Consider the following 26,309-nt stretch of genomic DNA (forward strand, 5'->3'; position numbering starts at 1 on the left):
GCGACTGTCCGGTCAGACGGCCGCCGCGAACTGCGCCGAGTACAGCCGGTGGTACGCGCCCCGCGCCTCGAGCAGTTCCTCGTGGGTGCCCTGTTCGACGATCTGGCCCGACTCCATCACCAGGATCAGGTCGGCGTCCCGGATCGTCGAGAGCCGGTGCGCGATCACGAAGCTCGTCCGGGACGAGCGCAGCGCCGCCATCGCGTGCTGCACCAGCGCCTCGGTCCGGGTGTCGACCGAGCTCGTCGCCTCGTCGAGGATCAGCAGCGAAGGGCTCGCGAGGAACGCCCGCGCGATCGTCAGCAGCTGCTTCTCCCCCGCGCTGACGTTCGTGCCCTCCTCGTCGATCACCGTGTCGTAGCCCTCGGGCAGGGTGCGCACGAACCGGTCGACGAACGTCGCCTTCGCGGCGGCGATGATCTCCTCCTCCGTCGCGTCCGGCTTGCCATAGGCGATGTTGTCCCGGATCGTCCCGCCGAACAGCCAGGTGTCCTGCAGCACCATCCCGGTCTGCGAGCGCAGGTCCTCGCGCCGCAGCTTCGTGATGTCGACCCCGTCGAGCGTGATGCGCCCCGCGTCCAGCTCGTAGAACCGCATGATCAGGTTGACCAGCGTGGTCTTGCCGGCGCCGGTCGGCCCGACGATCGCCACCGTCTGCCCGGGCTCTGCGACCAGCGACAGGTGCTCGATGAGCGGCTGCTCGGGCCGGTAGGCGAAGCTGACGTCGGAGAACTCGACCCGGCCCCGCCGCTGCGCGGGCAGCGACGCGTCGTGCGCGTCGGGCTCCTGCTCCTCGGCGTCCAGCAGCTCGAACACCCGTTCCGCCGACGCGACACCGGACTGCATCAGGTTCGCCATCGACGCGACCTGCGTCAGCGGCTGGGTGAACTGCCGCGAGTACTGGATGAACGCCTGCACCTCACCGAGCGTCATCGCGCCGGAGGTGATCCGCAGCCCGCCGACCACCGCGACCACGACGTAGCTGAGGTTCGACAGGAACATCATCGCCGGCATGATCAGCCCGGACACGAACTGCGCCTCGCGGGCCGCGCCGAACAGCTCGTCGTTGCGGCGCCGGAACTCCTCTTCCGACTCCCGCTGCCGGCCGAAGACCTTCACCAGCTGGTGCCCGGTGAACGACTCCTCGATGTGCGCGTTGAGCGCGCCGGTGTGCTTCCACTGCGCGATGAACATCTTCTGCGAGCGCTTGCCGATCACGCTCGTGACGAACACCGACACCGGGATCACCGCGAGCGCGATCAGGGCGAGCAGCGGCGAGATCGTCAGCATCATCACGATCACGCCGAGCACGGTCAGCACCGAGGTCAGCAGCTGGCTCAGCGTCTGCTGCAGGGTCGTCGAGATGTTGTCGATGTCGTTGGTGACGCGGGAAAGCAGCTCACCGCGGGGCCTGCCGTCGAAGTAGCGCAAGGGAAGCCGGTGCAGCTTCGCCTCGACCTCCTCACGCAGCCCGTACACGACGCGTTGCACCACGCCGTTGAGCAACCGCCCCTGCGCGAAGGCGAACACCGACGCCGCGACGTACAGCCCGAGCACCCAGGACAGCTTGCTGCCCAGCGCGGCGAAGTCGATGCCGGCGCCGGGCACGCCCCGCACGTGCTCGAGCACGCCGGTGAAGATGACGTCCGTGGCCTCACCCAGCAGCTTCGGGCCGGCGACGGTCAACGCGACGCTGGTGACGCCGAGCAGGACGACGGCGCCGAAGGTGAACCGCTCGGGCCGCAGCCGCGCGGCGAGCCGTTTGGCCGACGGGCCGAAGCTCTTCGGCTTGCTGACCGGCATGCCCATCCCGGGCATGCCACGGCCCATCGGACCTTGCGGCCGGGGGGCCGCCGGTCTGTTCTCGGTGGTGGTCACGCCGCCGCCTCCGTCGTGAGCTGGGACTGGACGATCTCGACGTAGGTCGGGCAGGTGTCCAGCAGTTCGTGGTGGTTACCGGCGCCGACGATCGCGCCGTTGTCGAGCACGAGGATCTGGTCGGCGCCGAGGATGGTGGAGATTCGCTGGGCGACGACGATCAGCGCCGCCTGCTGGGTGTGCGGCCGCAGCGCCGTGCGCAACGCCGCGTCGGTGGCCAGGTCGAGCGCGGAGAACGAGTCGTCGAACAGGAAGACCTCCGGGCGCCGCACGAGCGCCCGCGCGATCGAGAGCCGCTGCCGCTGGCCGCCGGAGACGTTGGTGCCGCCCTGCGCGATCGGTGCCGCCAGCCCGCCGGGCATCTCCTCGACGAAGTCCCTGGCCTGGGCGACCTCCAGCGCCTGCCACAGCTCCTCGTCGGTGGCATCCGGGTTGCCGTAGCGCAGGTTGCTCGCGACGGTTCCGGTGAACAGGTACGGCCGCTGCGGGACCAGGCCGACCCGGCTCCACAGCACGTCCGGCTCCAGCTCCCGCACGTCGACGCCGTCGACCAGGACCGTGCCGGCGGTGACGTCGATCAGCCGCGGGATCAGCGACAGCAGCGTCGTCTTGCCCGCGCCGGTGCTGCCGACGATCGCGGTGGTGGTGCCGGGCTCCGCGCGGAAGGAGATGTCCCGCAGCACGGGCTCCGCCGCGCCGGGGTAGCGGAACTCGACGCCGCGGAACTCGACCTCGGCCCGCGCCCGCAGCTCGCGCACCGGTGCGGCCGCCGGCCGCACCGACGACTCGGTGTCGAGCACCTCGTTGATCCGCTCCGCGCACACGGCGGCCCGCGGGATCATCATCGAGATGAACGTCGCCATCATCACCGACATGAGGATCTGCAGCAGGTAGTTCAGGAACGCGGTCAGCGCGCCGATCTGCATCTCGCCGGTGTCGACCCGGTGCGCGCCGAACCACAGCACCGCGATGCTGGAGGCGTTGAGGATCAGCATGACGGTCGGGAAGATCAGCGCCTGCAGCCTGCCGACCCGCAGCGCCGTGTCGGTCAGCGTCGCGTTGGCGTCGGCGAACCGGTTCGTCTCCGCCTTCTCGCGGACGAACGCGCGGACCACCCGGATGCCGGTGAGCTGCTCGCGCAGGACGCGGTTGACCTGGTCGATCCGCTCCTGCATCCGGCGGAACTGCGGCACCATCCGGATCACGATCGAGCCGATCGCGATCAGCAGCACGGGCACGCACACCAGCAGCAGCCAGGACAGCCCGAGGTCCTCGTTGAGCGCGAGCACGATGCCGGCGAAGCACATGATCGGCGCGGTGACGAGCATCGTGCAGACCATCACCACCAGCAGCTGCACCTGCTGCACGTCGTTCGTGGTGCGGGTGATCAGCGAGGGCGGGCCGAAGTGGGCGACCTCGCGGGCGGAGAACTCGCCGACCCGGTGGAAGATCCCGGCCCGCACGTCACGGCCGAAGCCCATGGCGGCCCGCGCGCTGAAGAAGACCGCGCCGACCGAGCAGATGATCTGCAGCAGGGTGACCACGAGCATCCACGCGCCGGTGGAGACGATGTAGCCGGTGTCGCCCCGCACGACGCCGAAGTCGATGATGTCGGCGTTCAGGCTCGGCAGGTAGAGCGACGCGACCGTGCCGATCATCTGCAGCACGAGCACGATCGCGAGCTCTTGTCTGTAGGGGCGCAGGTAGCTGCGCAACAGGCGGATGAGCAAGGGGTCCCCCAAAAGAAACCAGCCGTATCTAACATGGACACCGTAGCCTCTGCAGATAAGAAACGCAACGTATCTAAGGAGCCGGGTGTCCGAGACCAGGTCGCGCCGCCGTGGTGAACAGCTCGAGACGGCGATCCTCGACGCCGCCTGGGCAGAGCTGAACGAAGTGGGTTACCGCGGGTTGACCATGGAGAGGGTCGCAAGCCGGGCCGGAACGAGCAAGCCGGTTATTTACCGCCGGTGGGCCAACCGTGCCGAACTGGTGCTCGCCGCGTGGGGGCGCCAGGTGCCCGAGCGGTCGCGGCCCGTGGACACCGGCGGCCTCCGGTCGGACCTGCTCGAACTGTTCTCCCGGCTCGCTCGCCGGACGGAGGGCATCATGAACGGCATGATCGCGGGCGTGATGGCCGAGGCGTTCCGGGATCCAGAGGTGACGGCCCTGCTGCAGCAGCGGATCAACTCGGCGCCGCTGGCCGAGGGCCTGCGCAGGATCGTCGCGCGCGCGGCCGAACGTGGCGAGCTGCCACCGTTGGACCTGCCGCGGCGGGCGGTCCGGCTGCCGCTCGACCTCATCCGCAACGAGGCCATGATCTGCGGCAGCCGGCTGCCGGAGGACGCCGTCACCGAGCTCGTCGACGACGTGTACCTGCCACTGCTGCACGGGCTCGGCTCACGCTGAGTGGTACCGGTGCACGACGGAATCCCTTACCGCCGACCGGTCGCCGCGTCCTCGGCCGGCAGGCACGCCCGGCGGGGCAGACGGTGGTGGACCGCGCGAGAAGCCTCATCACGCATCAGGCGCTTCAGCGGTCGCACGACCGCATAGTGTGTGCGGACAGCGGTGCTCGAGGTGGAGGTTCGACGTGGCGAAACTGATCTACTCCGCTATCGCTTCCCTGGACGGGTACGTCGAGGACAAGCGCGGCGACTTCGGGTGGGCGGCGCCCGACGAGGAGGTGCACGCGTTCGTCAACGACCTCGAGCGGCCGGTCGGCACCTACCTCTACGGCCGCCGGATGTACGAGACGATGGTGTACTGGGAGACCGTCGCGATCAACGGCGACGAACCCGCACCGATCCGGGACTTCACGAAGATCTGGCGGGCGGCCGAGAAGATCGTGTACTCGCGGACGCTCCAGACGGTCACGAGCGCGCGAACGCGGATCGAGCGCGAGTTCGATCCCACCGCGGTCGAACAGCTCAAGGAGTCCTCGGCCCGCGACATCTCGGTCGGCGGCGCGGAGCTCGCGGGCAAGGCCCTCGCGGCGGGCCTGGTCGACGAATGCCACCTGTTCCTCGGCCCGATCGTCGTCGGCGGCGGAAAGCCGGTACTCCCCGTGGACGTCCACCTCCGGCTCGAGCTGCTGGACGAGCACCGCTTCCGAAGCGGTGTCGTGCACCTCCGCTACGCGGTACGCGGCTGACCAGCGCTCGCGCCCCACGGGGTGGCGGCGTTCATCAGGCCGATCATGCCGGACACCAGGCGCATCTGTGCCACGCTCCGGATGTCGGCCTCGACCAGGCGGGGCGAACACACGAGCACCGCCAGCGCCTGCGCCCGCGAGAGCGCCACGTTGAGCCGGCTGCGCGAGAGCAGGAAGTCGAGTCCACGCGGCAGGTCGACGGCCGAGGACGAGGTCATGGTCGCGATCACCACCGGCGCCTCCTGCCCCTGGAACCGGTCCACGGTGCCCACCCGGACACCGGCGAAGCCGGCGCGCTCGAGGGCGCGGGTCACCACGCGAGCCTGCATGTTGTACGGGGCGACGACGAGGATGTCCTTGTCCGCCAGTGGCCGCCGTTCGTCACCGTCCGTCCACAAGCGACCATGCACGGTGGACACGAGTTCGACCACGGCGTCGGCCTCCTCGGCCGAGCGCGTCGTGTTGCCACGGTGGTCGACCTCCAGCAGGTGCAACCCGGGCCGCACACCCTCGATCCCGCGCCCCGCCGTGGACGGGTGGGCATGCAGCAGCCCCGAGTAGGACAGCCGCGACACGGGCGCGCACACCTCGGGATGCATCCGGCGCGTCTGGTCGAGGAAGTACCCGAGCTGCGGCGGGATGACGTCGGCGTCGCCGAGCAGGTGTCCCAGCGCCGACGCCTCCGCCCCGGCCGGGTGCGTGCCCTGCACGACCTGCGGCAGCTGCTGCGGATCCCCGAGCAGCACGAGGTTCTTCGCCGCCAGCGACACCGCGAGCGCATCGGCGAGCGCGAACTGGCCGGCCTCGTCGACGATCAGCACGTCGAACGGCTCGGCCCGGATCGCGGCGTTGGCGAAGGTCCACGCGGTGCCGCCGACGAGGTGCCCGTCGTCGTGCTCGGCGCGCCAGCGCACCAGCGCGTCGTTCGTCTTCGGCTGGTCCCACGGCTGCTGCGGGTCCGGCGCCTTGCGCGGCCGCTTGGCGCAGGGCAGCCCGGGCGCCGTGGCCTTCGCCGCCGAGAGCACGTTCTCGACCGCCTTGTGGCTCGTCGAGGTCACCGCCACGGTCTTGCCCGCCCGCACGAGATGCGCGATGAGCTTGCCCGCGAGATAGGTCTTCCCGGCGCCGGGCGGCCCCTGCACGGCCAGGGTCGACCCGTCGAGCGCGTCGACGGCCCCGATCACCGTGCGCACCAGGTCCTCGCCCGGTTCCGGCAGCGCGCGTCCGCCGCGCAGCCGCGGTGGGGTGCGGCGTAGCAGGTCGACGCCCGGATGCGCGGGTAGCTCCGGCAACCGGTCGGCGACGAGCTGTGCGAGCTCGGCCACGGCCTCGTCCTTCGGCGAGGGCCGCACCGGACTGCCCGGCAGGACGGCGGCCGGGCGTTCGCCCGTCGTCTCGTCAGGTTTGCAGCTCTCCTCGAGCGTCAGCTCCTCCGCCGACGCCGTGCGCACCATCGCGTCCCGCGCGACACCGCCGTAACGCAGGCGGACCTGGTCACCGGGTACGAACGGGTGCGGGCGCTCCGGATCGCAGACGATCACCAGGCTGCGCTTGGCGTTGCGGGCACGGCCCGACGGCGGCACCCACTCCCCCGCCTCGACCGAAACGGGCACCGCGCACGTGGTGTCCACCTCGAGATCGCCCAGTGGCGCGGCGAGCTGGCGGAAGAACTCCCACCACGCGGGGTTGGTCTCCCGCCGGTGGTAGCCGACGGACGCCGCGAGCAGCGTCGCGGCCTCGTCGTCGTGACTCTGCAGCGCGTCCACCAGCCGCGCGAGCTGTGCGGCACGCTCGGCCCGGCGCTCGGCCGCGACCTCGTCGGCGGTGTCGCGCAGCAGTGCGTCCACTTCGGACTCTTCGGTCGGCGGAAGCGGTTCGATGCCGGCCTTTTCGCGGACCTCGTGCAGGAACTCGAACAGCCGCAAGGTCGACACGCAGTCGTACTCGTTGTAGTCGCTGATGCCGCGCAGAACCTCGTCCGCCCGCTCGGCCTCACCGAGGTGGCTCAGCGTCAGGTATTCCTCGTAGGCCTCGATGCTCGACGCCGCGGTCTTCACGTCGCCGTCGCGAGCGGCGGGCATGTACAGCGGTTCGAGGTACTTGATCGAATACGACCGCTGCGAAACACGCAAAGCCTTGCGCACCACGGCATACAGGTCGACGAGCGCGCCACGGCGCAACAGCTCGTCCACCTCCTCCTCGCGGGTGCCGTGCAGCGCCGCGAGCCGTTTGAGCGCCGTGACCTCGTAGGGCGCGTAGTGGTAGATGTGCGCCTCGGGGTCTTCGGCGAGCCGGGCGGAGGCGAAGTCGACGAACTGCTCGAAGGCCCGCTTCTCCTCCGGGCGCGAGTGCGCCCAGAACGGCGTGAACCGTTGCCCCGCCTCGGCGGTGACGGCACCGAAGAGGTACTCCAGTCCCTGACCGCCCAGCGCATACGGGTCGCCTTCCATGTCGAAGAAGACATCACCGGGCCGGGCGGGCGGCAACGCGGCGAGCGCGTCCGGTTCGATGATCTCGTAGCTGATCTCGCCGGTGGCGTCCTGGCGGACCTGGATCGCGGCCTGGGCGCGCAGGGCGGTGAAGGTGCGGGCGGACATGTCGCGCGGCTGGTCCCCGGCTTCGGCGGCGGCAAGTGCGTCGATCGTCGGCAGCCCGGCCTCGACGAGCTTGCGGCGCTGGTCGCCGCGCATGCCGGCGACCAGGGCGAGGTCGCGGTCGGCTTCCCGGCCCGCCGCGCAGTGCTGGGCGTACCCACAGCCCGCGCACGCCGGGCGTTCGTCGGCCCACAATCGGGCCGGCAGCTGCGGCGTGCGGGCGGACAGCTTGGCGCGCAAGCGATGCAGCAGCGGGAGGAAGTCGTCGGCCCGCAGGGTGGTGGTGCTGCCGTCGCCGAGCAGCAGGTGCATGTGCGGGCCGGCCGGCCAGCCGCCCCGGCGCAAGGCGTCGGCGTACGCGGCGAGCTGCAGCACCGCTGCGGGACGGGCGTGGCGGGCGAGCTTGGTGTCGTACACCTCGTAGCGGCCTTCGCGGTCGCGCACCAGGAAGTCGGCGCGCCCGGTGAACTCGCCGTCGTCGAACACGGCCTGGTAGACGACCGGCGCGGCCGCCCGCAACGCTTCGGCCGTCGCGGCCGCAGCCTTCGCCCGGTCCCGGAAGTCGATCTCCACCAGCCCGGGCCGTTCGCCGCGGAAGGTCGCGAGCGTGGCCTGTTCGTGCGCCTGCCCGTGTTTGACCGCCAACTGGTCGGCGCCCGCACCGGGTTCGGGAGCGCCCGGCAGCCCGGCGGCGCGTGCCTGGTTGAGGATGCTGCGGTGCTCACATTCGAGCAGGTCGGCGAGGTCCGAGGGCGTGTGCATCGCCGGGGAGTCTGACACGCGTTCGGGTGGTGGCGGGCTCAAGACACGCTGGTGGGGCGGAAGAGGTCCCGGGAATTGTCCTTCCGGCTGATGGGGCCTCGTACGAACGACCGATGTCTGCACGGTTGGTGGCGGGAAGACTCTGGCTGGTAGGTATCGGCTCGGCGGGGAGGAGCTTTTCGTGCGGCACATCTTCATCCGGACGGCGTGACGCTCGCGGGCGTATCACAATCGGAGGGGCAGCAACGCCGACGGAAGGCAGCCCCATGGCAAACAGGATCAGGACACCAGGCCCGTTGCACCCGATCACGCTGGAACCCACCCCGGGGCGGGTTGTGGTGCGGGTGGGCGGCAGGGTCGTCGCCGACAGCACGTCGGCGATGACCCTGCGCGAGGCCGCGTACTCGCCCGTGCAGTACATCCCACTCGCGGACGTCGACCAGAGTGTGCTTCGGCCGAGTAGCCACCAGACGTACTGCCCGTACAAGGGCGAGGCGAGTTATTACAGCCTCGCGGTGAAGCACCCGGACAGCGGTGAGGTGGAGGAGATCGCCGACGCGGTGTGGACGTACACCGACCCGTACGACGCCGTCGACCGGATCGCGTCCCACGTGGCCTTCTACCCGGACCGGGTGGAGGTCACGGTGGAGTGACGTCGCGGCGTCGCGTTGCGGGGCGCGGAGCGGGGCGCGGCTGGGAGCGCGGCGCGTGCGGGGCGGCGGCGCGGCGTGCGCGGAGCGGCGCTGCGGAGCGCGGCATGCGGGGCGGCGGCGCGGAGCACGCGGGGCGGCGGCGCGGCGTGCGCGGAGCGGCGCTGCGGAGCGGAGCGGCGGGCGCGAGGAGCGCGCGGGGCGCGGTGCGGCGGGGCGGGGCGCGTGCGGGGCGGCGCGGCGTGCGCGGAGCACGGCGGCGCGGCGCGGAGCACGGCGCGTGCGGGAGTGGGTAACCCGTAGCGGCATGCGCGGGGCGCTGCGGCGTGCGCGGGGGTGGTCGCGCGCTGCGGCGGTGGCCGCCGCGAACCCGCCTCGCGGGCCGACCTCCGCAGTGCTAACCGCCGTGGTGGACCGCCTCCACGTTGTGGCCGTCGGGGTCGCGGAGGAAGACCGCGTAGTAGCCCGGGTGGTACTCGGGCCACTCGCGCGGCGCGTGCAGCACCTCGGCGCCCGCGTCGACGGCCGCCTGGTGGACGGCGTCGATCGCGTCACGACCCGGAGCCTGGAAAGCGACGTGCAGCTCCCGGGTCTCCGCGCCCGCCGCCGGGCTGAGCCAGAATCCCGGACCACTTTCGCCGGCCGCGAGGCCGACCACAAAACTGTCGCCGGCCGGGAAGCGCAGCGCTTCACGCATCCCGATCGGAGCGAAGACACGCAGGTAGTGGGCGAGCGACGCTTCGACATCCGCCGCCTGAACACCGAGATGATCCAACATTCCCGCAGGCTAACCGCGCCCACCGACAATCCCGGCCCCGCAGCCACCGCGATCCTCGCCTCGCCCGACCCCGCAGGCTGCCCAGCCCAGCAGCGCAACCGCGCGATCCGAGCCTCGCCCGGCCCGCCACCCGCCTCAACCCGTCCGCGCACTACCGGCCCACGTCCCGCCGCTCCCGGGCCTCGCCCCATCCGCTCGTTCGACTGCGCAATACCCGCCACCCGTCCGGCCCACAAGCTGCCCAGCCCGCGACCCACGCCCTGCCACCCCCGGGCCTCGCCCAGCCCGCCACCCACCTCATCCCACCGCGCCGCACGCCAGCCCAAGCCCAAGCCCAACCCCAAGCCCAACCCACTCCCGCGACACGCTCCGTCCGGGCTTCGACCGCGCGCACCACTGCGGCCATGTCCTCCTGATCGTGGCCCAGTGCAAGGGTTTCCCCGTACAACGCGTGGCAGCTGTCGAGCAGCGGCGACGCCACGCCGGACCTGCGCGCGGCTTCGGCGATGAGCCGGTTGTTCTCCAGCACGTTCGCGATCGACGCCTGCACCGCGAAGTCGCCCGCGACCAGCTTCTGCACCTTCACCCGCGAGACGGCGCTCGCCATCGGGCCCGCGTCCAGCACCGAACGGAAGCGCTCCAGATCGAGGCCGTTCCGCTCCGCGAAGTGGACCGCCTCCGCGAGACCGGTGACCATCGTGATGAGGTAGAGGTTCACGGCCAGCTTCATCACCAGCGCATCCGGCACCGGCCCGCACACGACCGTCTCCGCGCACATCGCCGCCACCAGCGGGCGCACCAGCTCCACCGCCGCCGCCTCCCCGGCGAGCATCCCGACCAGCGACCCCGCCTCGGCCGGCTTGCGCGAGCCCGAGACGGGAGCCTCCACATAACCGCCGCCCGCCGCGCGGACGTCGGCCTCCAGCCCTCGCGAGTACTCCGGCGAGGTCGTGCCCATGTGCACCACCGTGTGCCCGGCGATCAGCCGCGCGAACTCCGGCGTGCCGCGGCCGAGCACGGAGTCCATCGCGGCCTCGTCGGCGAGCATGACCATGACCACGGAGGCGAGGTCGAACACCTCGGCCGGGCTCGCGGCCACCTCTGCACCCGCCGCCCGCAGCGGCGCCGCCTTCGCCGGCGTGCGGTTCCACACGACGAGCGCCGTCCCGGCACGAACGAGGTTGAGCGCCATCGGCGTGCCCATCACGCCGAGACCGAGGAATCCGACCTTCACCTGTACCTCCCGCTGCCGAAACCCGCGAGCGGAAGTCTATATGACAACTGTCATAAAGCGCTCGAGGCCAATTCGCCCTCGGCAGCGGCCTGGTCGGCGCCGCGCGCCGGCCGCCCCAGGAAGGCGTAGGCCGCACCGACGAGCAGCCCGCCGCCGACGAGGTTGCCCAGCCCGACGAACAGCAGGTTCCTGCCGAACGCGCCGAGCGTCGCGCCGGGAACGCCTTCCATCCAGCCGAGCGAGAACGTGGTCATGTTGGCCACGACGTGCTCGAAACCGGAGGCGACGAACGCGAGCAGGCACCAGAAGATGAGCGCGAGCTTGGCGCCGTCGGACTTCGTGCGCGCCGCCATCCAGACCGCGAGGCACACCAGGAAGTTGCACAGCACGCCGCGGAAGAACAGGGCGCCCGCGGACTCCGCGGTCTTGGTCTTGATCAGGCTCGCCAGCAGCGCGGCGCCCGGCGCGGCGTGTCCCGGCGTGGCGCCGATCGACAGCACCCCGCCCGCGTGCACCAGCCACGCGAACACCACCGAGCCGATGAGGTTGCCGACGAACGAGCCGACGATGATGCCCACCGCGATCCCGGCGCCGCGCCTTCGCAGGATCGCGCCCTGCACCATCGTCATCATGTTGCCCGTCGATAGCTCGGCGCCGGCGAACACGACCGCGGTCAGCGCGACACCGAACACCAGGCCCTGTACGAGTTTCGTCCACGGTGAGCCGGCCGCGTTCAACGGTCCGGTGGTTTCGAGCAGCAGCACGACGGCCACGCCGATGAAGGCGCCCGCGAGCATCGAGCTCACGAGGTACCGGCCGGGACGGCGGAAGTCGTCGATCTTGCCCTCGGCCACCTCGGCCTGCAGGTCGAGCGCTTCGGACATGGGAATCGGCACGAGAGATCCTTTCGCTGGCTTGGACTACGCCATTCGAACCAGCGTTTCGGTCCATCGCATTGACCTGAGGTCAGCAGTGGGTGTCCGAACTCGCACCAGCTACTCGAAAGCCGGTGAGTTGCCTCATCTGAGACGGTTGGTCATTTTCCGGACATTCCGTCAGCGCCAGGCGAAGACCGGCTGCTCCAGCTGGTCGACCCGGGTGTGCCTGCGGTGCAGGGCGACCTCGCGGAACTGGAACAGCACGGCCGCGGTCGGCGCGTGCACGAGGTGCCCGACCAGCGGCAGCTGGATCACCGGCCGGTCGGACTCGGGAATCCGCAGGTAACGCGGCTCCACGTCCAGCTCGGCGAAGGAGATGCGGTGCAGGCGCGCGACCTCGGCCGGGTTCGGCACGGGCTCCTGCGCGTCGGTGCGCACCACGACGGGCGTGATCACGTACCCCGAGCGGGTGGCGTAGTCGTCGAGCAGGCCCGCGCACTGGTCCCGGCCGGCGGCGATGCCCAGCTCTTCGTGCAGCTCCCGCAAGGCAGCGGCCACCGCGTCCTCGCCGTCGTCGAACCGCCCGCCCGGCAGCGCGAACTGCCCGGGATGCGCCCGCAGCCGTGAGGTACGGCGGGTAAGCCAGACGGCGGGGCCCTGCTCGTCCTCGAACATGGTGATCGCCACGGCCGCGGCACGCCGCCCGTCGAGCGGGACGGGTACGCGGGGGAACTGCCGCACTGCGGCTTCGGCGTCGTCGAGTGCGGTCACCTGATCGACTCTAGCCGGGAATTCGCGCTTGAACCTGACGTGACGGGAGGTCATAGCGTGGCGGTGTGAGCGGGAGCGAACGGCGCTGGACGATCGGCGAGCTGGCCCGGGCCAGCGGTGTGACGGTGCGAACGCTGCACCACTACGACGACATCGGCCTGCTCACGGCGAGTGAGCGTACCGCCGCCGGCCACCGGCGGTACCTCCCGCGGGACCTGCGGCGGCTCTACCGGGTCCGGGCGCTGCGCACGCTCGGCCTGTCGCTGGAGGAGATCGCGGACCTGCTCGCGGAGTCCCCGGACGACCTGGTCACCCTGCGCGGGCTGCTGGAGACCCAGCTGCGCGCACTCGGGGACCAGGCCGCCCGTATTCACCACCTCACCCGGCACATCACTGGACTGCTCAGCAGACTCGACGACTCGTCGGAGCCCGGGCCCGAGCGGTTCCTGGAAACCCTGGAGCTGATGTCGATGTTCGAGACCTACTTCACCGAGGAACGACGCGAGCAGCTGGCGCGACAGCGGGCCGAGCTCGGCCCGGACCGGATCGAGGAGGCCAAGTCCCGTTGGGCGAAGCTCGTCGAGGAGCTGCTGCCACACGTCGAAGCGCGGACTCCGGCCGACGACCCGGCCGTCCGCGAGCTCGTACGCCAGTGGGATGCGCTCGCCGCCCCGTTCCACGCCGACGAAGGGACCAAGGCGGCGGCACAACGGACGTGGCAGAACAATTCCGCCGCGATCGCGGACACCCTGCCGTGGCCCGCCGACCGGATGACCGCGCTCGTCGCCTACGTGGCACGGGTTCGCGAGCAGGGCTGAGGGGCGTCCTCAGCCCACGAACTCCATCGCCGGATACGCCGGGGACGGCCCGTCCAGCAGACGGCCCGTCCCGCCCGCGCAGCCACCGGTCGAAGAACGCCGACAGGTACGCCTCCTCGGTGCGGACGGCGACGGCGGGGTCGATGGTGCCGATGTCCTGGGCCCGCACCTCCGGTGCCAGGTTCAGCTGCGGCACCAGGGCTTCCGCGTCGGTGAACGAGGCGTGCTCGGAACCACGCAGCTTCAGCTGGCGGGCCCAGCCCGGCGTGTTCGCGAGGAAGGCGTCCCAGCCGGGACCGTTGTCGGTGGTGCCGTCCTTGCCCAGCAACAGCAACGGCCGGTTGAGCCCACTCTCGGCCACAGGCATCAGGCTGCCGTCGAGCCGGCTGAGGGTGCCGTCGAGATCGGCGCCCGCGGTGATCCTCGGGTCGGCCGCCATGGCCGCGGCGGCGGTCGTCCCGCCTGCCGAATGTCCGAACATGCCGACGCCGGCCAGGTTCAGCGTGCCGGCGAGGCCCGGCGGAACCTCTGTGCCGTCCGCGTCGGGGTCGCCGCCCGCGTCCAGCAACGCGAGCTGGTCCAGCACGAAACTCGTGTCCGCGACGCGCACGGCGACAGCCTTCCTGGTAAAGGCATTGGGGTCGCCCGGCGGGACCATCGTGGCGAGCGAGCCGTCGGGGAACTGGACCTCCGGCGACTCGTAGGTGTTGTCCACCGTGACCACCACGTAGCCGCGGCCGGCCAGGTCCTCGACCAGGGTCGTGTCCCAGGTGCGTGGTTCGCCGAGCCCCGGCGAGTAGATCACTACCGGCTTGCGACCACCGGCCGCCGCGGGGCGCTGTGTCGCGTGCGTGTCGACGGCGGTCCAGTCGACCTGCCCAGCCGGCACGCCGAGGCCGAGGTACTGGTTGGCGGTCACCGCGTCGAAATGCGCGGCGGCCTCCGGCAGCATGTACGGCGCGGGCGGGTGCCCGCCCGTCCGCGTCGCCGGGTAGAACACGCAGGTCATCAGCTCGCGGTAGGGCTTGTCCGGCCGCCAGGGATCGGGCCGGGAACGGTCGATCAGGTGCAGGGCCACCACGCCGACCGGATGCGGACCGCCGGGCCGGGGCAGCGCGACCGCGCTCGTGGCCGCTCCGGCCGGTGGTGCGGCTGCCACGGTGAGCGCGAGCGCCGCACACAGCGCGATGATCCGGCGGCCGTGCCGGGAGTGTGTGATTCCCATACACCCCACCATGACGAACCGAGACCGCCGCGACCATCCGGAAATCCCCTAAGGAATGTCCGAAAAGGCCGTCAGGAACCGGTCCCGGAACGCGCTCATCGGCCAGACGGGAGCCTGCGGGTTCGGCCGCAGCCCCTCCTGCCAGCCCCAGCCCGAAATCCGGTCCAGCACCGCCGGGTCCCGCGCGACGATCGTGATCGGCACGTCGCGACTAGCGCCTTCGCTGCCGGTCACCGCCGTGTTCGGCTGGTGGTCGCCGAGGAACACCAGCACCGTGTTGTCGTTGCCGTAATGCTGCACGTAGGAGATCAGCGTGTTCAGCGAGTACTGGATGGAATCCCCGTACGCGGCCCGGACCTTCGCCGGATCGGACCACACGTCGGTCAGCTGCTTGCCCTGCGCGGGCATCGGATCGTAGACCGATCCGTCGCCGACCTGGTCCCAGCCGACCATGCGCGGCAACGGCGCCCACGGCCAGTGACTCGACACCAGGTCGATCTCGGCCATCACCGGCGGATGCCCCGGCTTCGCGAGCTCGGCCTGCTGGAACGCCTTCATCGTGTACTGGTCGGGCATCGTGGCGTAGGAGAAGTTCGGCCCGCGGTAGCCGACGTTCCGGTCGTCGTACACCTGCTGGTAGCCGTAGAACTTGCCCTCCGGCCAGTCTCGCGTGTTGGCCGGGTCGTCGGCGGCCGTCCGCCAGCCCGCGTTGCCGAAGGCCTTCGCCAACGTCAACCGGTCGCCGCTGACGAGGTCGTTGTAGCGCTGCTGGTTGTTGACCCAGGTGCCCGACTCCAACGTCGAGTGCGCGAACCAGCTGCCGCCACCCGTGGTCGAGGAGGTGAGGAACGCGCTGCGCGAGTCGAAACCGGCCGCGCGCAAGGCTTGCGTGCCCGAGTCGAGCACGGCGTCCACTCCGGGCGCGATGTCCGAATCCTGCACCGCGACCCGCCCGTAGCTCTCGACGAAGGTCAGCAGCACGTCCTTGCCACGCAACGCCGTCAGCAACTGCTGCGGAGGAATACCGCTGAACGCGTCGGTGGACACCTCCTGCGCGAAGGCCTGCCGGTCCCTCAGATCCGCGGTCACCTGACGCATTTCGTGATACGCCAGGGACGCCGCGGTGCGCGCGGCGATCGGCTGCCCCTGCCCGGCCTGCAGGCCGAACACCGCGCAGACGATCCACACCAGACCGAGCACCGCGATGGTGCGGGCCGTCGTGGTGCGCCGCCCGGCGACCACGCGGGTCAGCCGCACCGCCGCGAACGCCATCCCGGCCACGAGCGCGAGAATGAGCAGGCACACGCCGATCACGGCGGCGATCGCACCGGCCTTGCCCGCCGTGTCCTCGACCAGGCCCACGGCCGACGGGAGGAAGCTCCAGTCGAAGACCAGGTTGAACGGCCGGTCGAAGGCCACGAAGAAGCCGATGTCGGCCAGCTTCACGATCAGGACGACGCCGAGCCCCGCGCCGAGGACGGCCGCGACGATCCTCCTCGGCCGCGCCGGCAGGAGGAGCGCCAGCCCGGCAACGACCAGGGCCTCCACCGGGATCCGCAGGAAGGCCCACACCGTGAACCCGCTCAGCTGGTCGGGCACGAGCAGGGCGAACAGCACCAGCAGGCAGGCCAGGACGGTCAGTACCCGCGCCGCGATCCGTCTGCCGCGCGGCTTCTCGTTCGCGGGCTCGTCCGCCGCGACGGGCTCGTCGGGCGGGCGGATACGCGTCAGCAACGACACCGGGAGGTCCTTCCGAACGGGAAGTGGTCACCTCCTACACGAAAGCGGGCGCGCAGCGGTTCACCGCGCCCCGGAGCGCGCTTGTGAAAGCGCTTTCACCTGCTGTTCGAACTTACGAACGATAATGGCGAAGAAACCATCGGCCAAAAGTGCGATTTCCCTTCTGCGCCTTTTTCGCCCTGCGACGGGGAATGACCGGTTCTAACGTCCGGTTCATGAGCGAAAAACCTCCCTCACCGCGAACCGGGTGCCGGCCACGATTGGATCTGCTGGTCGGTGAGCTTGCCACCGGTGTCGGCCCTCAAGGCCGGGCGCAACTGGGCACGGATCGTCCCGGCGATCCTGACCGTGCTGCAGGTGATCTCGCTCGTCGCCGGCCGCGGCGGCAGCCTCATCAGCTACCTGAGCGCCACGGCCGCCGTGCTCGCCCTCGTGCCGGCCTTCCTGCCCGCTTCCAACGGCTACATCGCCGCGCACCGGCGCTGACCGGCGGTGGCCGCGCGGAGACCCCGCGCGGCCACGTCCGGTCAGGAGTTGGTGCGGGAGATGGTCTCCTGCAGCCGTTGCCGCAGGTCGCTCAGGAGCCGCGAGACCGGACCCGCCGTCTGCGTGCTGGCGCGGGCCGGGCCGGTCACCGGATACACGTTGTCCTCGCCGGGCAGCGGAAGCTGGGGCAGACCTCGTTACCGGGCCTGGAGTTGTTCAGCAGGAACACGTTGACCATCCCGTCCACACAGGGATTGCCGGTCAGCGCGTACTGGCCGTGGAACGCCGCATTGTCGACCGACACCAGCGAGGCGCCGGGCGCGTTCCGCACAGCCGCGCTGGCCTGGTCGTAGCCGGTCTGCGGGTCGAACTCCCCTTGCACCACCAGGACGTCGTCCGCGACCTGATGGGGCAGCTGCGGCAGGGCATGTTGCGGCTGCTCGTGCCAGTAGCCGCACACCTCCGAAAGCCCGTATGGGTGACGTGCTGCAGCGAGGCAACTTCGCGGTTCTGGCGGGCGACAAGTGCTCACCCCGCCTGGGCGGAGTGGTGGACCAGACGTCCATGTTGTGCGCGGAAGGCACCACACCCGGTACGACCGTGTGCCCCGGCGACTCCGGCGGCCCGCTCATGGCCGATCTACCGGGACGGCCTGTACAGGTGGGCATCACGAGTTTCGCCGGGGAGGTCGAGGGCCTGACGTGCGGTCAACCGTCGCCGGCGGGGTTCACCGATGTCGGCCGGGTGCGCGAGTGGGCTCTGTCGCCCGGGCTCGCACTGGCACCTGTTCCGGAGGGAGTGCCGGTCATCAAGGGCGAGGCAAAGGCCGACGGGACGCTGTTGTGCGAGCAACCGGACTGGCGCGGACGGCCCACCGCGGTGACGACTGAGTGGTACCGGCAGAACACCGACAGCACCGGGTTCGTGTTCTTCACGCCGATTCCGGGAGCCACCACGGACAGGATGACCGTTCCGGCGGATGTCGCGGGGACGAGCGTCGACTGCCTTGTCACCGCTTACTCCGGGGGCGGGAAGGTCACCGTCCTGGCGGACGCGATACCCATTCCGGCCCAGTGAACCAAGGAGGGTCAGTGACTCATTCGATGCCGCAGATCGTGGTAGCCATCCTGCTCGTCGCAGTGGTTGCGGCGTTCGTGCTTCTCGTGGTGGGGGCGGTGGTGAGCGTCTTGCGGTCACGCCTGACGCCAGGGATGAAGCTGGTGTGGGTGGTCTTCGTCTTCATCGCGCCGTTCATCGGCAGCCTGCTGTGGTTTCTCATCGGCCGGAAGCAGACGGTCGCCGCGCAACGAGATACGTGAACACGGCGGTGCCGGCTCCCCGAAGTGGGGAGCCGGCACCAGCACAGTCCGATTTAGAACCAGTGCGCTCGGCCACCGACCTTGCGACCCGTGCCGCCGAGAATCGCCAGCACCGCTCCCACCACCAGAAGCACGATTCCGATGGTCCAAAGGATGGAAATGCCGGTCAACAGACCGACGATGAGAAGGATGACGCCTAGCACGATCATGGGACACTCTTTCTGCAGGGAGGCGCCGCCCTTGCTTTCCGGCTCCGGCCGGCGCCCGTCCTATTATCGATGGGGACCGCACAGCTATACCCGCGTTGATGTTGCGCCAAACCTCGAAAATCCCGCACTGGCAACGATTGCTCGGTGGGACGAACCGGTTGCTCCAGGTAGCCTAACGCGATCACCGGAACGTCCCCACCCACGCGGGCGAACAGACCGATCGACGGCGGACACTGGGCCGAGCGCTCGGATTTGCCGCCGAAAATCACGTCGAGCTACATCGTCCGTTCGTTTTGGGCCGGCCGACTTGAGTTCATCGAGTCATGAGGCGAACACGAGCGGTTGCGTGAACGCCGTTCAGCACGGCCGACGATTTCCACCTTTCCGATCGGGAAAACGGCTACCCGACAGTATTCCGCTTTCGTTACCACTCCCCAACCAGTCCGTCGGCATGTCGACAAGCAGTCACCTCGACGGCAGTCAGTCCATCCTGGACCCGGCCAAACGATCACGACCTCGAAAATCCAGCAACCCTGATCCATTGTGGATAATCAAGATCAAGAAGGACGGCACGCGAAAACGGGCTGACGCGGCTACCCACGCGGCCGTCACCTGGCAAGCCAACTCCGGCCTACTATGACGTACATGGACGAGTTCGATTCGGGCGGTGATCCGGTCTGCTGGCTGTCGCGGGTATGCCCGGAGTGCGGGCTGCTCGCCGAGCAGGAGCAGGCCAAGACCTGTGCACGCTGCGGCGCCCCACTGCCGAAAGCGGACGACGAGCGGTGACAGCCCTCCTCTCCGCCGCGGCCTTCACGTGGTTCGGGATGGTGCTGGCGATCTCCTTCGTCGAGGCGCCGCTGAAGTTCCGGGCCCCGGGCGTCACAATCCCGATCGGCCTCGGAATCGGACGGATCGTCTTTCGCGCGCTCAACGGACTCGAACTGCTGCTCGCGATCGTCGTGGTCGTGGCCGTGCTGGGCAACAGCCCGTCAACGCTGGTGCTGGTCAGCGCGCTCGTGCCGGTCGGCGTGTTGGTGGTGCAGCTCGCCGCCGTGCGCCCCGCGCTGAACCGGCGGTCGGACCGGGTTCTCGCTGGGGAGGACGCGCCGCGCTCTCGTGCGCACCTGGGATACGTGGCGCTCGAAGTGGTCAAGGTCGCCGCGCTGCTTTGGCTTGGAGTGGGCGCGTCGATCGCCTGAGCCGGGCGAGAGCCCGACCGAGGTGTCGATCCGGACGTGCGACGCGCTTGCGTTGTCCGCGAACAAATCCGACGAGTCCGAGGACCCCCGGATCGTTGTGATCCACTCGAAACAGGTGACAGACGGCGACCACGGCGTCGCGACCGGATACTGGGACCCTGGTTTCGCATCCTGGGAAGCGGAATTTAGGGTGGCGACATGAAACTCGGCGTGATTCCTGGTGACGGCATCGGTATCGACGTGACGGCGGAAGCCCTGCGCGTGCTCGACGCGGTCGTGCCCGGTGTGGAGAAGATCGAATACGACCTCGGTGCGGCGCGCTATCGCCGCACCGGCGAGATTCTGCCCGACTCGGTCCTGCACGAGGTCCGCGGCCACGACGCGATCCTGCTGGGCGCCATCGGGGATCCGTCGGTGCCGCCGGGCGTCCTCGAGCGTGATCTGCTGCTGCGGCTGCGCTTCGAGCTCGACCACTACGTCAACCTGCGCCCGGCGAAGCTGTACCCGGGTGTGGCCACCCCGCTGACCGGGCGGCCCGAGATCGACTTCATCGTGTACCGCGAAGGCACCGAAGGGCCCTACACCGGCAACGGCGGCACGCTGCGCCGCGGCACGCCGAACGAGGTCGCCACCGAGGTGAGCGTCAACACCGCCTTCGGCGTGGAACGCGTGGTGCGAGCCGCTTTCGAGCGCGCGCAGTCACGTCCGCGCAAGCGGCTCACGCTGGTGCACAAGACGAACGTGCTCAAGCACGCCGGTGGGCTCTGGCAGCGCATCGTGGACGCCGTGTCGTCGGAATTCCCCGAGGTCACCGTCGACTACAACCACGTCGACGCGGTGATGATCCACCTGGTGACGCAGCCCGAACGCTACGACGTGATCGTCACGGACAACCTGTTCGGCGACATCGTCACCGACCTCGCGGGCGCGATCTGCGGTGGCATCGGCCTCGCCGCGAGCGCCAACATCAACCCCGACCGCACCGCCCCGTCGATGTTCGAGCCGGTGCACGGCTCTGCGCCCGACATCGCCGGCCAGGACAAAGCGGACCCCACCGCGGCCGTGCTGTCCGTGGCGCTGATGCTGGAGCACCTCGGGGACGCCGAGGCCGCCGCGAAGATCGAAACCGTGGTGCGCGAGGACCTTGCCCGGCGCGAGCCGGAGAAGCCCGGCGGCACCAGGGAAATCGGCGAACGGCTCGCGGAGGCCGCCGCCACCCGCTGAGCGGTGCGCCCGCAGACGCCGGGCGTACTGGAGGACGCGCAGCGCTGGTAAGGCGCGTGCCAGGCGATGCGCGCACCGGAGGACGCGCCGCGGGTAGGGCGCGTGGCGGGTGACGCGCGAGCCGGACGACACGCGCCACGGGTAAGGCGCGTATCGGATGGCGCGCGCCGGAGGAGACGCATCGCGGGTACGGCGGGCGCCGGGCTATGGCGCACCGGACGACACGCACCACGGGTAAGGCGCGTGCCGGGTCACGCGCGCGCCGGACGACACGCATCGTGGAAACCGCGAGTGCCGGCCCAACGGTGCATCCACCGGACGACACACATCGCGGAAGCGCGCGTGCCGGAAGGGCCTGCGAACGGCAGGTCGGCAGAGGCCACGCGTGCCGGGAACCGGGGTTCAGGAAAGCCGCGCCCCGAAAGGGGCGCGTACTGGAACCGCGGGCGCCGAAGGGGCCGGAACGCGGATCACGGAATGTCGCCTCCTGGGAACCGCGAGTCACGGAAAGCCACGCCTCCTGGGAACCGCGAGTCACGGAAAGCCACGCCTCGCGGGAACCGCGAGTCACGGAAAGCCACGCCTCGCGGGAACCGCGAGTCACGGAAAGCCACGCCTCGCGGGAACCGCGAGTCACGGAAAGCCACGCCTCGCGGGAACCGCGAGTCACGGAAAGCCACGCCTCCTGGGAACCGCGAGTCACGGAAGGCCACGCATCCTGGGAACCCGCGAGTCACGGAAACCGGACGTGCACGCAAGCCGGGTGCATCCGACTCCGAACGCCCGACCCCAAGCGGCCCGACCCCGAGCGGCCCGAGACCGCACGAACCCGCCGCACGGCCAGCTGCACGGCCAGCTGCGGGGCCGTCCGCGCCTGGCCGTGCACCCGAGTCAGTGCCAGGACTTCGCGCGGGCGTACTGGTCCGGCCAGCGGACGTCGTCGCCGAGGGTGTGGGCCGCGCGCAGTGGCCAGTGCGGGTCACGCAGCAGCGCCCTGGCCAGGAATACCCCGTCGGCGGCACCAGAGGCCACAATCTCGTCCGCCTGCTCCGGCTCGGTGATCATGCCGACCGCACCGGTCGGCATGCCGGCCTCGGTGCGGATCCGCTCGGCGAACGGCACCTGGTATCCGGGACCGACCGGAATGTCCGGCTTGGGGTGGTTACCGCCGGTGGAGGCGTCGATGAGGTCGATCCCGCGCTCAGCCAGCAGCTTCGCCACGCGGACCGAGTCGTCGATCGTCCAGCCGCCCTCCACCCAGTCCGTAGCGGACAGCCGCGCGAACACCGGCACGGTCTCCCCGACCTCGGCGCGGACCGCGTCGGCGATCTCCAGCAGGAGCCGGGTGCGGCCCTCGAAGTCGCCGCCGTACCGATCGGTGCGGTTGTTCGACAGCGGCGAATAGAACTGGTGTGCCAGATAACCGTGGGCGAAGTGCAGCTCCAGCACGTCGAACCCGGCGGTCAGCGAGCGCCGGGCGGCCGCGGCGAACTGGCCGGGGATCTCGGCGACCTCCTCGGTGGTCAGCTCGCGGGGCGTCACGTAGTTCCCGAAGGCCACGGCGGACGGCCCGACGGGCGTCCAGCCGCCCTCCTCGGCCGGGACCGTCGCGTTGCCCTCCCACGGACGGCGGCTCGAGCCCTTCCGCCCCGCGTGGGCGAGCTGGATGCCGGTCACCGCGCCCTGGGCGTGCAGGAATCCGGTGATCCGCCGCCACGCGGCGACCTGCTCGTCGTTCCAGATGCCGGTGTCCTGCGGGGTGATCCGGCCGACCGCGGTGACCGCGGTGGCCTCGGTCATCACCAGGCCCGCGCCGCCGGTGGCGAACTGCCCGAGATGCATCAGGTGCCAGTCCCCGGGCAGACCGTCGGCCGCGGAGTACTGGCACATGGGTGAGACCCAGATGCGATTGGGCAGGGTCAGGTTCCGGACACGATAAGGCTCGAACAGTCGACTCACGGTCACCACAACCACGTTCCGGGGTTTTCTCTTCCCGGCAGTGACGCGGTTTACATCGGCAGCCGGCCGGACCAGGGCCGGCGATGCGGACCAGGTGGTGCTGACGTATCCGGTCGCCTCGATACGGCCGTGAAGACGGGGCACCGGCTCGCCGACGCGGGCGGTCATTACGCTGGATCGAACAAGCGGAGGCGTCGGTGAGGAGCAGGAATGGGTGTCGAGGCCGCTGCGGTGGATGCGGCGTACGAGCGGCTGAGCGGAGTCGTGGCCCGGACGCCACTGCAGCCGCACCAGCGGGCCACCACGCGCACCGGCGCCGACGTGTGGCTCAAGCGTGAAGACCTCCAGGTCGTGCGCTCCTACAAGCTCCGCGGCGCCTACAACCTGCTCGCCCAGCTCGACCGCGAGCAGCGCGACCGCACGGTCGTCTGCGCCAGCGCCGGCAACCACGCGCAGGGCGTCGCCTTCGCCTGCCGGGCGCTCGACCTGCGGGCGAAGATCTTCATCCCCCGCACCACGCCGCGGCAGAAGCGCGCCCGCATCGCGCTGCTCGGCGGCGACCGGGTCGAGGTCATCGTCGGCGGGGACACCTACGACGCCGCGTTCGCCGCGGCCCGCGAGCAGGCCGAGCGCTCCGGCGCCCTGATGGTGCCCGCCTTCGACCACCCCGACGTCATCGCCGGGCAGGGCACCGTCGCGCGCGAGATCGTCGAGCAGCTCGGCAGCGCGCCGGACGTCGTCGTGGTGCCCGTCGGCGGCGGCGGCCTCGTCGCGGGCGTCACCACCTGGTTCGCCAAGCACCATCCGGCCACCAGGATCATCGGCGTCGAACCCGCGGGCGCCGCGAGCATGGCGGCCGCCGTCGCGGCCGGCGGGCCGGTCGAGCTGGCGGAGGTGGACGGCTTCGTCGACGGCGCGGCCGTGCGCCGGGTCGGCCTGCACACCTACGGCGTGCTCGAGGAGCATCCGATCGAGCTGCGGCAGGTCGACTCCGGCGTGCTGTGCGAGGAGATGCTCGAACTGTTCGATGTGGACGGTGTGATCGCCGAGCCCGCGGGCGCGCTCGCGCCGGCCGCACTGCGGGCGGAGGGCGTGGTGCGCCAAGGCGAAACCGTGGTCTCGCTGGTCTCGGGCGGCAACCACGACGTCAGCCGCTACGCCGAGGTGATCGAGCGGGCGCTGGTCTCGCGCGGGGTGAAGCACTACTTCCTGGTCGAGTTCCCGCAGGAGCCGGGCGCGCTGCGCCGCTTCCTCGACCAGATCCTCGGCCCGGACGACGACATCACGCTGTTCGAGTACGTCAAGCGGACCAACCGCGAGTTCGGCCCCGCCCTCGTGGGCGTCGAGCTCGGCACGCCGGACGACCTGGCGCCGCTGCTCGCCCGCCTCGACGCCTCGCCGGTCAACGCCCAGAAGCTCTCCCCGGACGACCCGGTGTTCCGCTTCCTGGTCTGATCAGGCCAGCAGACCGTCCCACGACCAACGCGGGATGGCCGCGCCCCGCGGCACCGTCTCGCGAACCGGATGCGCCAGCACCTGCTGCACAGCCCACTCCATGTAGGCCCGCAGCGCGGCCCGGAACTCGGGATCCGCGGGCAGCTTCGCGTCGTCCGCCGCCCGCACGAAGCAGTCGACGAAGCGGCGGCCGAGGTCGCTCATGTCGCCGTTGCCCGCATGGAGCACCAGGACGCCGGTCTCGTCGCCGCACGACTCGGAATAACGCGGCGGCCCGCCCAGCACCTCCGCCCAGTACGCGGCGAGCCGCTCGACGTGCTGGGGGTGCTGGCCCGGATGCGAGAACGGGTGGTTCAGCTCCGGGTCGGCGAGGCAGCGCGCGTGGTGCGCCCTGGCCAGCGCGAGGAACGCGGGCTCTCCCCCGGCGAAGTCGAACAGCGATGGGCGCATGCGGGAAGCCTCGCACATCCCCGCGGCCTACTCAACGACGTCACGCGATCCAGGGCACTCCGTCACGCACGGGCGCCGACCTCTCGGTGTACGTCCACAGTGGACGTACACCCGAGCGCCGCGGTGGGCACCCGGAACGTCTCCCGGCCGGTCGCCACCGCGATCACCGTGACCAGGCACAGGCCGGCGGTGAAGATCGACACGCCGAGCCACGCCCCCTTGCCGGAACCGGCGACGGCCGCGGCGATCGTGGGCAGGAAGCCGCTGATCGCGAAGCCGATCTGGGTGCCGATCGCGGTGCCCGACAGCCGCACGCGCGCGGTGAACATCTCGCCGTAGAAGGCAGGCCACACGGCGTTGGTCGCGGTGTAGACGACGCCGAACAGCACGATGCCGACCACGAAGATCCAGGGATAGCTGCCCGCCGCGATCGCGCCGAGGTACGGGAAGATCAGCACCGCACAGCCCAGCGAACCCGCGATGAACAGCGGCTTGCGGCCGACCCGGTCGGCGAGCTTGGCCCACAGCGGGATCGAGACGATGGCCGCGACGTTGGCGAGCACGCCCACCCACAGCATCGGCGTCCTCGCCAGGCCGACGGTGTTGACCGCGTAGCTGAGCGCGTACACCGTGAAGATGGTGCTCACCGACGCGATCAGCGCCGCCATCACGACCCGCAGCACATCGGCCCAGTGATCGCGGAACAACACGACCAGCGGCAACCGCGCCACCTTGCCGGACTCGACGACCTCCTGCTCGAAGACCGGGGTCTCCTCGAGGGTGCGGCGGATGAGGTAGCCGACCAGCACCATGACGGCACTGCACCAGAACGGGATGCGCCAGCCCCAGGACAGCAGGTCGGCCGGTGGCAGGGCCGCGACCGGCAGGAACACCGCGGTGGCGATGATCTGGCCCGCCTGCGTGCCGCTGAGGGTGAAGCTCGTGTAGTAGGCGCGGCGGTGCTCCGGGGCGTGTTCGAGGCTCATCGAGTTGGCGCTCGCCTGTTCCCCGCCCGCGGACAGGCCCTGCAGCAGGCGCAGTGCGACCAGCAGCACGGGCGCGGTGACGCCGACCGAGTGGTAGCTCGGCAGGCAGCCCACGCCGACCGTGCACAGGCCCATGAGCAGCAACGTCAGCACCAGCACGCGTTTGCGGCCGAACCGGTCGCCGAGGTGGCCGAGCAGGATCGCGCCGAGCGGCCGCGACACGTAGCCGACGCCGAAGGTGGACAGGGCCAGCAGCGTGCCGGCGGCCGGGGACGAGGCCGGGAAGAAGATCTTCCCGAAGACCAGGGCCGCGGCCGTGCCGTAGATGAAGAAGTCGTAGTACTCGAGCGCGCTGCCGATCCAGGCCGCGAGCGCGGCCTTCCGCGGTTTGCCGACCACCGGGCTTTCCGGGCGAGGGGCCACGTCCGTCTCCTTGGGATGCGCCGTTGCGAGCTTGCTAATTAACCATGCGGTTACGTACCAGATGGTTAATTAGCATGGTGGGGGCGGCCCGGCGTCTTGTCAAGCTGTCCCCGC

Annotated in this window: 25 protein-coding genes and 1 pseudogene; 12 read left to right on the top strand and 14 right to left on the bottom strand. The window is 70.6% G+C overall.

The features are described 5' to 3' along the window. Positions 1–12: 12 nt before the first annotated feature. Positions 13–1,830, bottom strand: a complete 1,818-nt coding sequence (locus tag LWP59_RS28020; protein WP_144642992.1) for an ABC transporter ATP-binding protein — start codon at positions 1,828–1,830, stop codon at positions 13–15. 44 nt (positions 1,831–1,874) lie between these two features. Further along, the gene (locus LWP59_RS28025; RefSeq protein ID WP_144642959.1) at positions 1,875–3,608 is read right to left on the bottom strand and encodes an ABC transporter ATP-binding protein; all 1,734 of its coding nucleotides are present in this window, start codon (positions 3,606–3,608) and stop codon (positions 1,875–1,877) included. A gap of 85 nt (positions 3,609–3,693) precedes the next feature. Here LWP59_RS28025 and LWP59_RS28030 point away from each other — a divergent pair, with 85 nt between their 5' ends. Further along, positions 3,694–4,287, top strand: a complete 594-nt coding sequence (locus LWP59_RS28030; RefSeq protein WP_144642958.1) for a TetR/AcrR family transcriptional regulator — start codon at positions 3,694–3,696, stop codon at positions 4,285–4,287. 184 nt (positions 4,288–4,471) lie between these two features. Then, entirely contained in the window at positions 4,472–5,032 is a 561-nt protein-coding gene (locus LWP59_RS28035; protein WP_144642957.1) for a dihydrofolate reductase family protein, read from the top strand. Here the strand turns inward: LWP59_RS28035 and LWP59_RS28040 are convergent. Further along, a complete protein-coding gene (locus tag LWP59_RS28040; protein ID WP_144642956.1) occupies positions 5,014–8,388 on the bottom strand; it encodes a TM0106 family RecB-like putative nuclease in 3,375 nt (1,124 codons plus the stop codon). The two genes, LWP59_RS28035 and LWP59_RS28040, sit on opposite strands and share 19 nt — an antisense overlap. A gap of 266 nt (positions 8,389–8,654) precedes the next feature. Between LWP59_RS28040 and LWP59_RS28045 the strand changes: the two genes are divergently transcribed. Next, on the top strand, positions 8,655–9,041 hold the full coding sequence (locus LWP59_RS28045) for a DUF427 domain-containing protein (protein WP_144642955.1): 387 nt from the start codon (positions 8,655–8,657) through the stop codon (positions 9,039–9,041). Between the two features lie 394 nt (positions 9,042–9,435). Here LWP59_RS28045 and LWP59_RS28050 read toward each other — a convergent pair whose 3' ends face one another. The 4 genes from LWP59_RS28050 to LWP59_RS28065 form a co-directional block, all read right to left on the bottom strand. Beyond that, positions 9,436–9,816, bottom strand: coding sequence for a VOC family protein (locus tag LWP59_RS28050; RefSeq protein ID WP_191334822.1), 381 nt, complete (start codon positions 9,814–9,816; stop codon positions 9,436–9,438). A gap of 151 nt (positions 9,817–9,967) precedes the next feature. Beyond that, complete coding sequence (locus LWP59_RS28055) at positions 9,968–11,050, bottom strand: NAD(P)-dependent oxidoreductase (RefSeq protein WP_191334821.1); 1,083 nt, start codon at positions 11,048–11,050, stop codon at positions 9,968–9,970. Positions 11,051–11,100: 50 nt separating this feature from the next. Further along, positions 11,101–11,946, bottom strand: coding sequence for a formate/nitrite transporter family protein (locus tag LWP59_RS28060; protein WP_144638391.1), 846 nt, complete (start codon positions 11,944–11,946; stop codon positions 11,101–11,103). 159 nt (positions 11,947–12,105) lie between these two features. Next, positions 12,106–12,699, bottom strand: coding sequence for an NUDIX hydrolase (locus LWP59_RS28065; RefSeq protein ID WP_229857617.1), 594 nt, complete (start codon positions 12,697–12,699; stop codon positions 12,106–12,108). Between the two features lie 65 nt (positions 12,700–12,764). Here LWP59_RS28065 and LWP59_RS28070 point away from each other — a divergent pair, with 65 nt between their 5' ends. Beyond that, the gene (locus tag LWP59_RS28070) at positions 12,765–13,517 is read left to right on the top strand and encodes a MerR family transcriptional regulator (RefSeq protein WP_144638387.1); all 753 of its coding nucleotides are present in this window, start codon (positions 12,765–12,767) and stop codon (positions 13,515–13,517) included. A gap of 119 nt (positions 13,518–13,636) precedes the next feature. Then, positions 13,637–14,221 (top strand): hypothetical protein, encoded by a 585-nt coding sequence (locus LWP59_RS28075; RefSeq protein WP_229857647.1) that lies wholly within the window; start codon positions 13,637–13,639, stop codon positions 14,219–14,221. 53 nt (positions 14,222–14,274) lie between these two features. On the opposite strand, the pseudogene LWP59_RS28080 reads toward LWP59_RS28075, so the two are convergent. Both LWP59_RS28080 and LWP59_RS28085 read right to left on the bottom strand, forming a co-directional pair. After that, positions 14,275–14,754: pseudogene (locus LWP59_RS28080) on the bottom strand (alpha/beta hydrolase); the annotation flags it as partial. Between the two features lie 36 nt (positions 14,755–14,790). After that, positions 14,791–16,476, bottom strand: coding sequence for a sulfatase-like hydrolase/transferase (locus LWP59_RS28085; RefSeq protein ID WP_373299533.1), 1,686 nt, complete (start codon positions 16,474–16,476; stop codon positions 14,791–14,793). Between the two features lie 282 nt (positions 16,477–16,758). Between LWP59_RS28085 and LWP59_RS28090 the strand changes: the two genes are divergently transcribed. Further along, positions 16,759–16,968, top strand: a complete 210-nt coding sequence (locus LWP59_RS28090) for a hypothetical protein (protein ID WP_144638385.1) — start codon at positions 16,759–16,761, stop codon at positions 16,966–16,968. 145 nt (positions 16,969–17,113) lie between these two features. On the opposite strand, the gene LWP59_RS28095 is transcribed toward LWP59_RS28090, so the two are convergent. Then, positions 17,114–17,428, bottom strand: coding sequence for an alpha/beta hydrolase (locus LWP59_RS28095; protein WP_229857616.1), 315 nt, complete (start codon positions 17,426–17,428; stop codon positions 17,114–17,116). Positions 17,429–17,442: 14 nt separating this feature from the next. Here LWP59_RS28095 and LWP59_RS28100 point away from each other — a divergent pair, with 14 nt between their 5' ends. Then, positions 17,443–18,045 (top strand): trypsin-like serine protease, encoded by a 603-nt coding sequence (locus LWP59_RS28100; protein WP_144638383.1) that lies wholly within the window; start codon positions 17,443–17,445, stop codon positions 18,043–18,045. Between the two features lie 14 nt (positions 18,046–18,059). Continuing rightward, positions 18,060–18,287, top strand: coding sequence for a PLD nuclease N-terminal domain-containing protein (locus LWP59_RS28105; RefSeq protein ID WP_229857615.1), 228 nt, complete (start codon positions 18,060–18,062; stop codon positions 18,285–18,287). Positions 18,288–18,340: 53 nt separating this feature from the next. On the opposite strand, the gene LWP59_RS28110 is transcribed toward LWP59_RS28105, so the two are convergent. Next, entirely contained in the window at positions 18,341–18,496 is a 156-nt protein-coding gene (locus LWP59_RS28110; protein ID WP_186383233.1) for a DUF6131 family protein, read from the bottom strand. Positions 18,497–19,141: 645 nt separating this feature from the next. Here LWP59_RS28110 and LWP59_RS28115 point away from each other — a divergent pair. From LWP59_RS28115 to LWP59_RS28125, 3 genes are all read left to right on the top strand, one after another. Further along, the gene (locus LWP59_RS28115) at positions 19,142–19,285 is read left to right on the top strand and encodes a glycosyltransferase family 4 protein (RefSeq protein WP_144638381.1); all 144 of its coding nucleotides are present in this window, start codon (positions 19,142–19,144) and stop codon (positions 19,283–19,285) included. Positions 19,286–19,323: 38 nt separating this feature from the next. After that, positions 19,324–19,698: a hypothetical protein gene (locus tag LWP59_RS28120; protein WP_144638378.1), complete on the top strand. Its 375-nt coding sequence runs from the start codon at positions 19,324–19,326 to the stop codon at positions 19,696–19,698. A gap of 198 nt (positions 19,699–19,896) precedes the next feature. Continuing rightward, positions 19,897–20,922, top strand: a complete 1,026-nt coding sequence (locus tag LWP59_RS28125; protein WP_144638377.1) for a 3-isopropylmalate dehydrogenase — start codon at positions 19,897–19,899, stop codon at positions 20,920–20,922. An 891-nt stretch (positions 20,923–21,813) separates the two neighbouring features. Here LWP59_RS28125 and LWP59_RS28130 read toward each other — a convergent pair. Next, the gene (locus LWP59_RS28130; RefSeq protein WP_308431722.1) at positions 21,814–22,887 is read right to left on the bottom strand and encodes an NADH:flavin oxidoreductase/NADH oxidase; all 1,074 of its coding nucleotides are present in this window, start codon (positions 22,885–22,887) and stop codon (positions 21,814–21,816) included. A gap of 204 nt (positions 22,888–23,091) precedes the next feature. Here LWP59_RS28130 and ilvA point away from each other — a divergent pair, with 204 nt between their 5' ends. Further along, positions 23,092–24,336, top strand: a complete 1,245-nt coding sequence (gene ilvA / locus LWP59_RS28135; protein ID WP_144638373.1) for a threonine ammonia-lyase IlvA — start codon at positions 23,092–23,094, stop codon at positions 24,334–24,336. Here ilvA and LWP59_RS28140 read toward each other — a convergent pair whose 3' ends face one another. Together LWP59_RS28140 and LWP59_RS28145 are read right to left on the bottom strand one after the other, a co-directional pair. Then, complete coding sequence (locus LWP59_RS28140; RefSeq protein WP_144638370.1) at positions 24,337–24,786, bottom strand: group II truncated hemoglobin; 450 nt, start codon at positions 24,784–24,786, stop codon at positions 24,337–24,339. A gap of 62 nt (positions 24,787–24,848) precedes the next feature. Then, the gene (locus tag LWP59_RS28145) at positions 24,849–26,195 is read right to left on the bottom strand and encodes an MFS transporter (RefSeq protein ID WP_229857613.1); all 1,347 of its coding nucleotides are present in this window, start codon (positions 26,193–26,195) and stop codon (positions 24,849–24,851) included. Positions 26,196–26,309 lie beyond the last annotated feature (114 nt).

The sequence above is a fragment of the Amycolatopsis acidiphila genome (genome assembly GCF_021391495.1).
Classification (GTDB): domain Bacteria; phylum Actinomycetota; class Actinomycetes; order Mycobacteriales; family Pseudonocardiaceae; genus Amycolatopsis_E; species Amycolatopsis_E acidiphila.

Coding starts and splice junctions, on each gene's coding strand:
- LWP59_RS28115 (WP_144638381.1), top strand. CDS start 19,142: ATGGACGAGTTCGATTCGGGCGGTGATCCGGTCTGCTGGCTGTCGCGG.
- LWP59_RS28100 (WP_144638383.1), top strand. CDS start 17,443: ATGGGTGACGTGCTGCAGCGAGGCAACTTCGCGGTTCTGGCGGGCGAC.
- ilvA (WP_144638373.1), top strand. CDS start 23,092: ATGGGTGTCGAGGCCGCTGCGGTGGATGCGGCGTACGAGCGGCTGAGC.
- LWP59_RS28110 (WP_186383233.1), bottom strand. CDS start 18,496: ATGATCGTGCTAGGCGTCATCCTTCTCATCGTCGGTCTGTTGACCGGC.
- LWP59_RS28045 (WP_144642955.1), top strand. CDS start 8,655: ATGGCAAACAGGATCAGGACACCAGGCCCGTTGCACCCGATCACGCTG.
- LWP59_RS28120 (WP_144638378.1), top strand. CDS start 19,324: ATGGTGCTGGCGATCTCCTTCGTCGAGGCGCCGCTGAAGTTCCGGGCC.
- LWP59_RS28140 (WP_144638370.1), bottom strand. CDS start 24,786: ATGCGCCCATCGCTGTTCGACTTCGCCGGGGGAGAGCCCGCGTTCCTC.
- LWP59_RS28040 (WP_144642956.1), bottom strand. CDS start 8,388: ATGCACACGCCCTCGGACCTCGCCGACCTGCTCGAATGTGAGCACCGC.
- LWP59_RS28020 (WP_144642992.1), bottom strand. CDS start 1,830: ATGGGCCGTGGCATGCCCGGGATGGGCATGCCGGTCAGCAAGCCGAAG.
- LWP59_RS28050 (WP_191334822.1), bottom strand. CDS start 9,816: ATGTTGGATCATCTCGGTGTTCAGGCGGCGGATGTCGAAGCGTCGCTC.
- LWP59_RS28125 (WP_144638377.1), top strand. CDS start 19,897: ATGAAACTCGGCGTGATTCCTGGTGACGGCATCGGTATCGACGTGACG.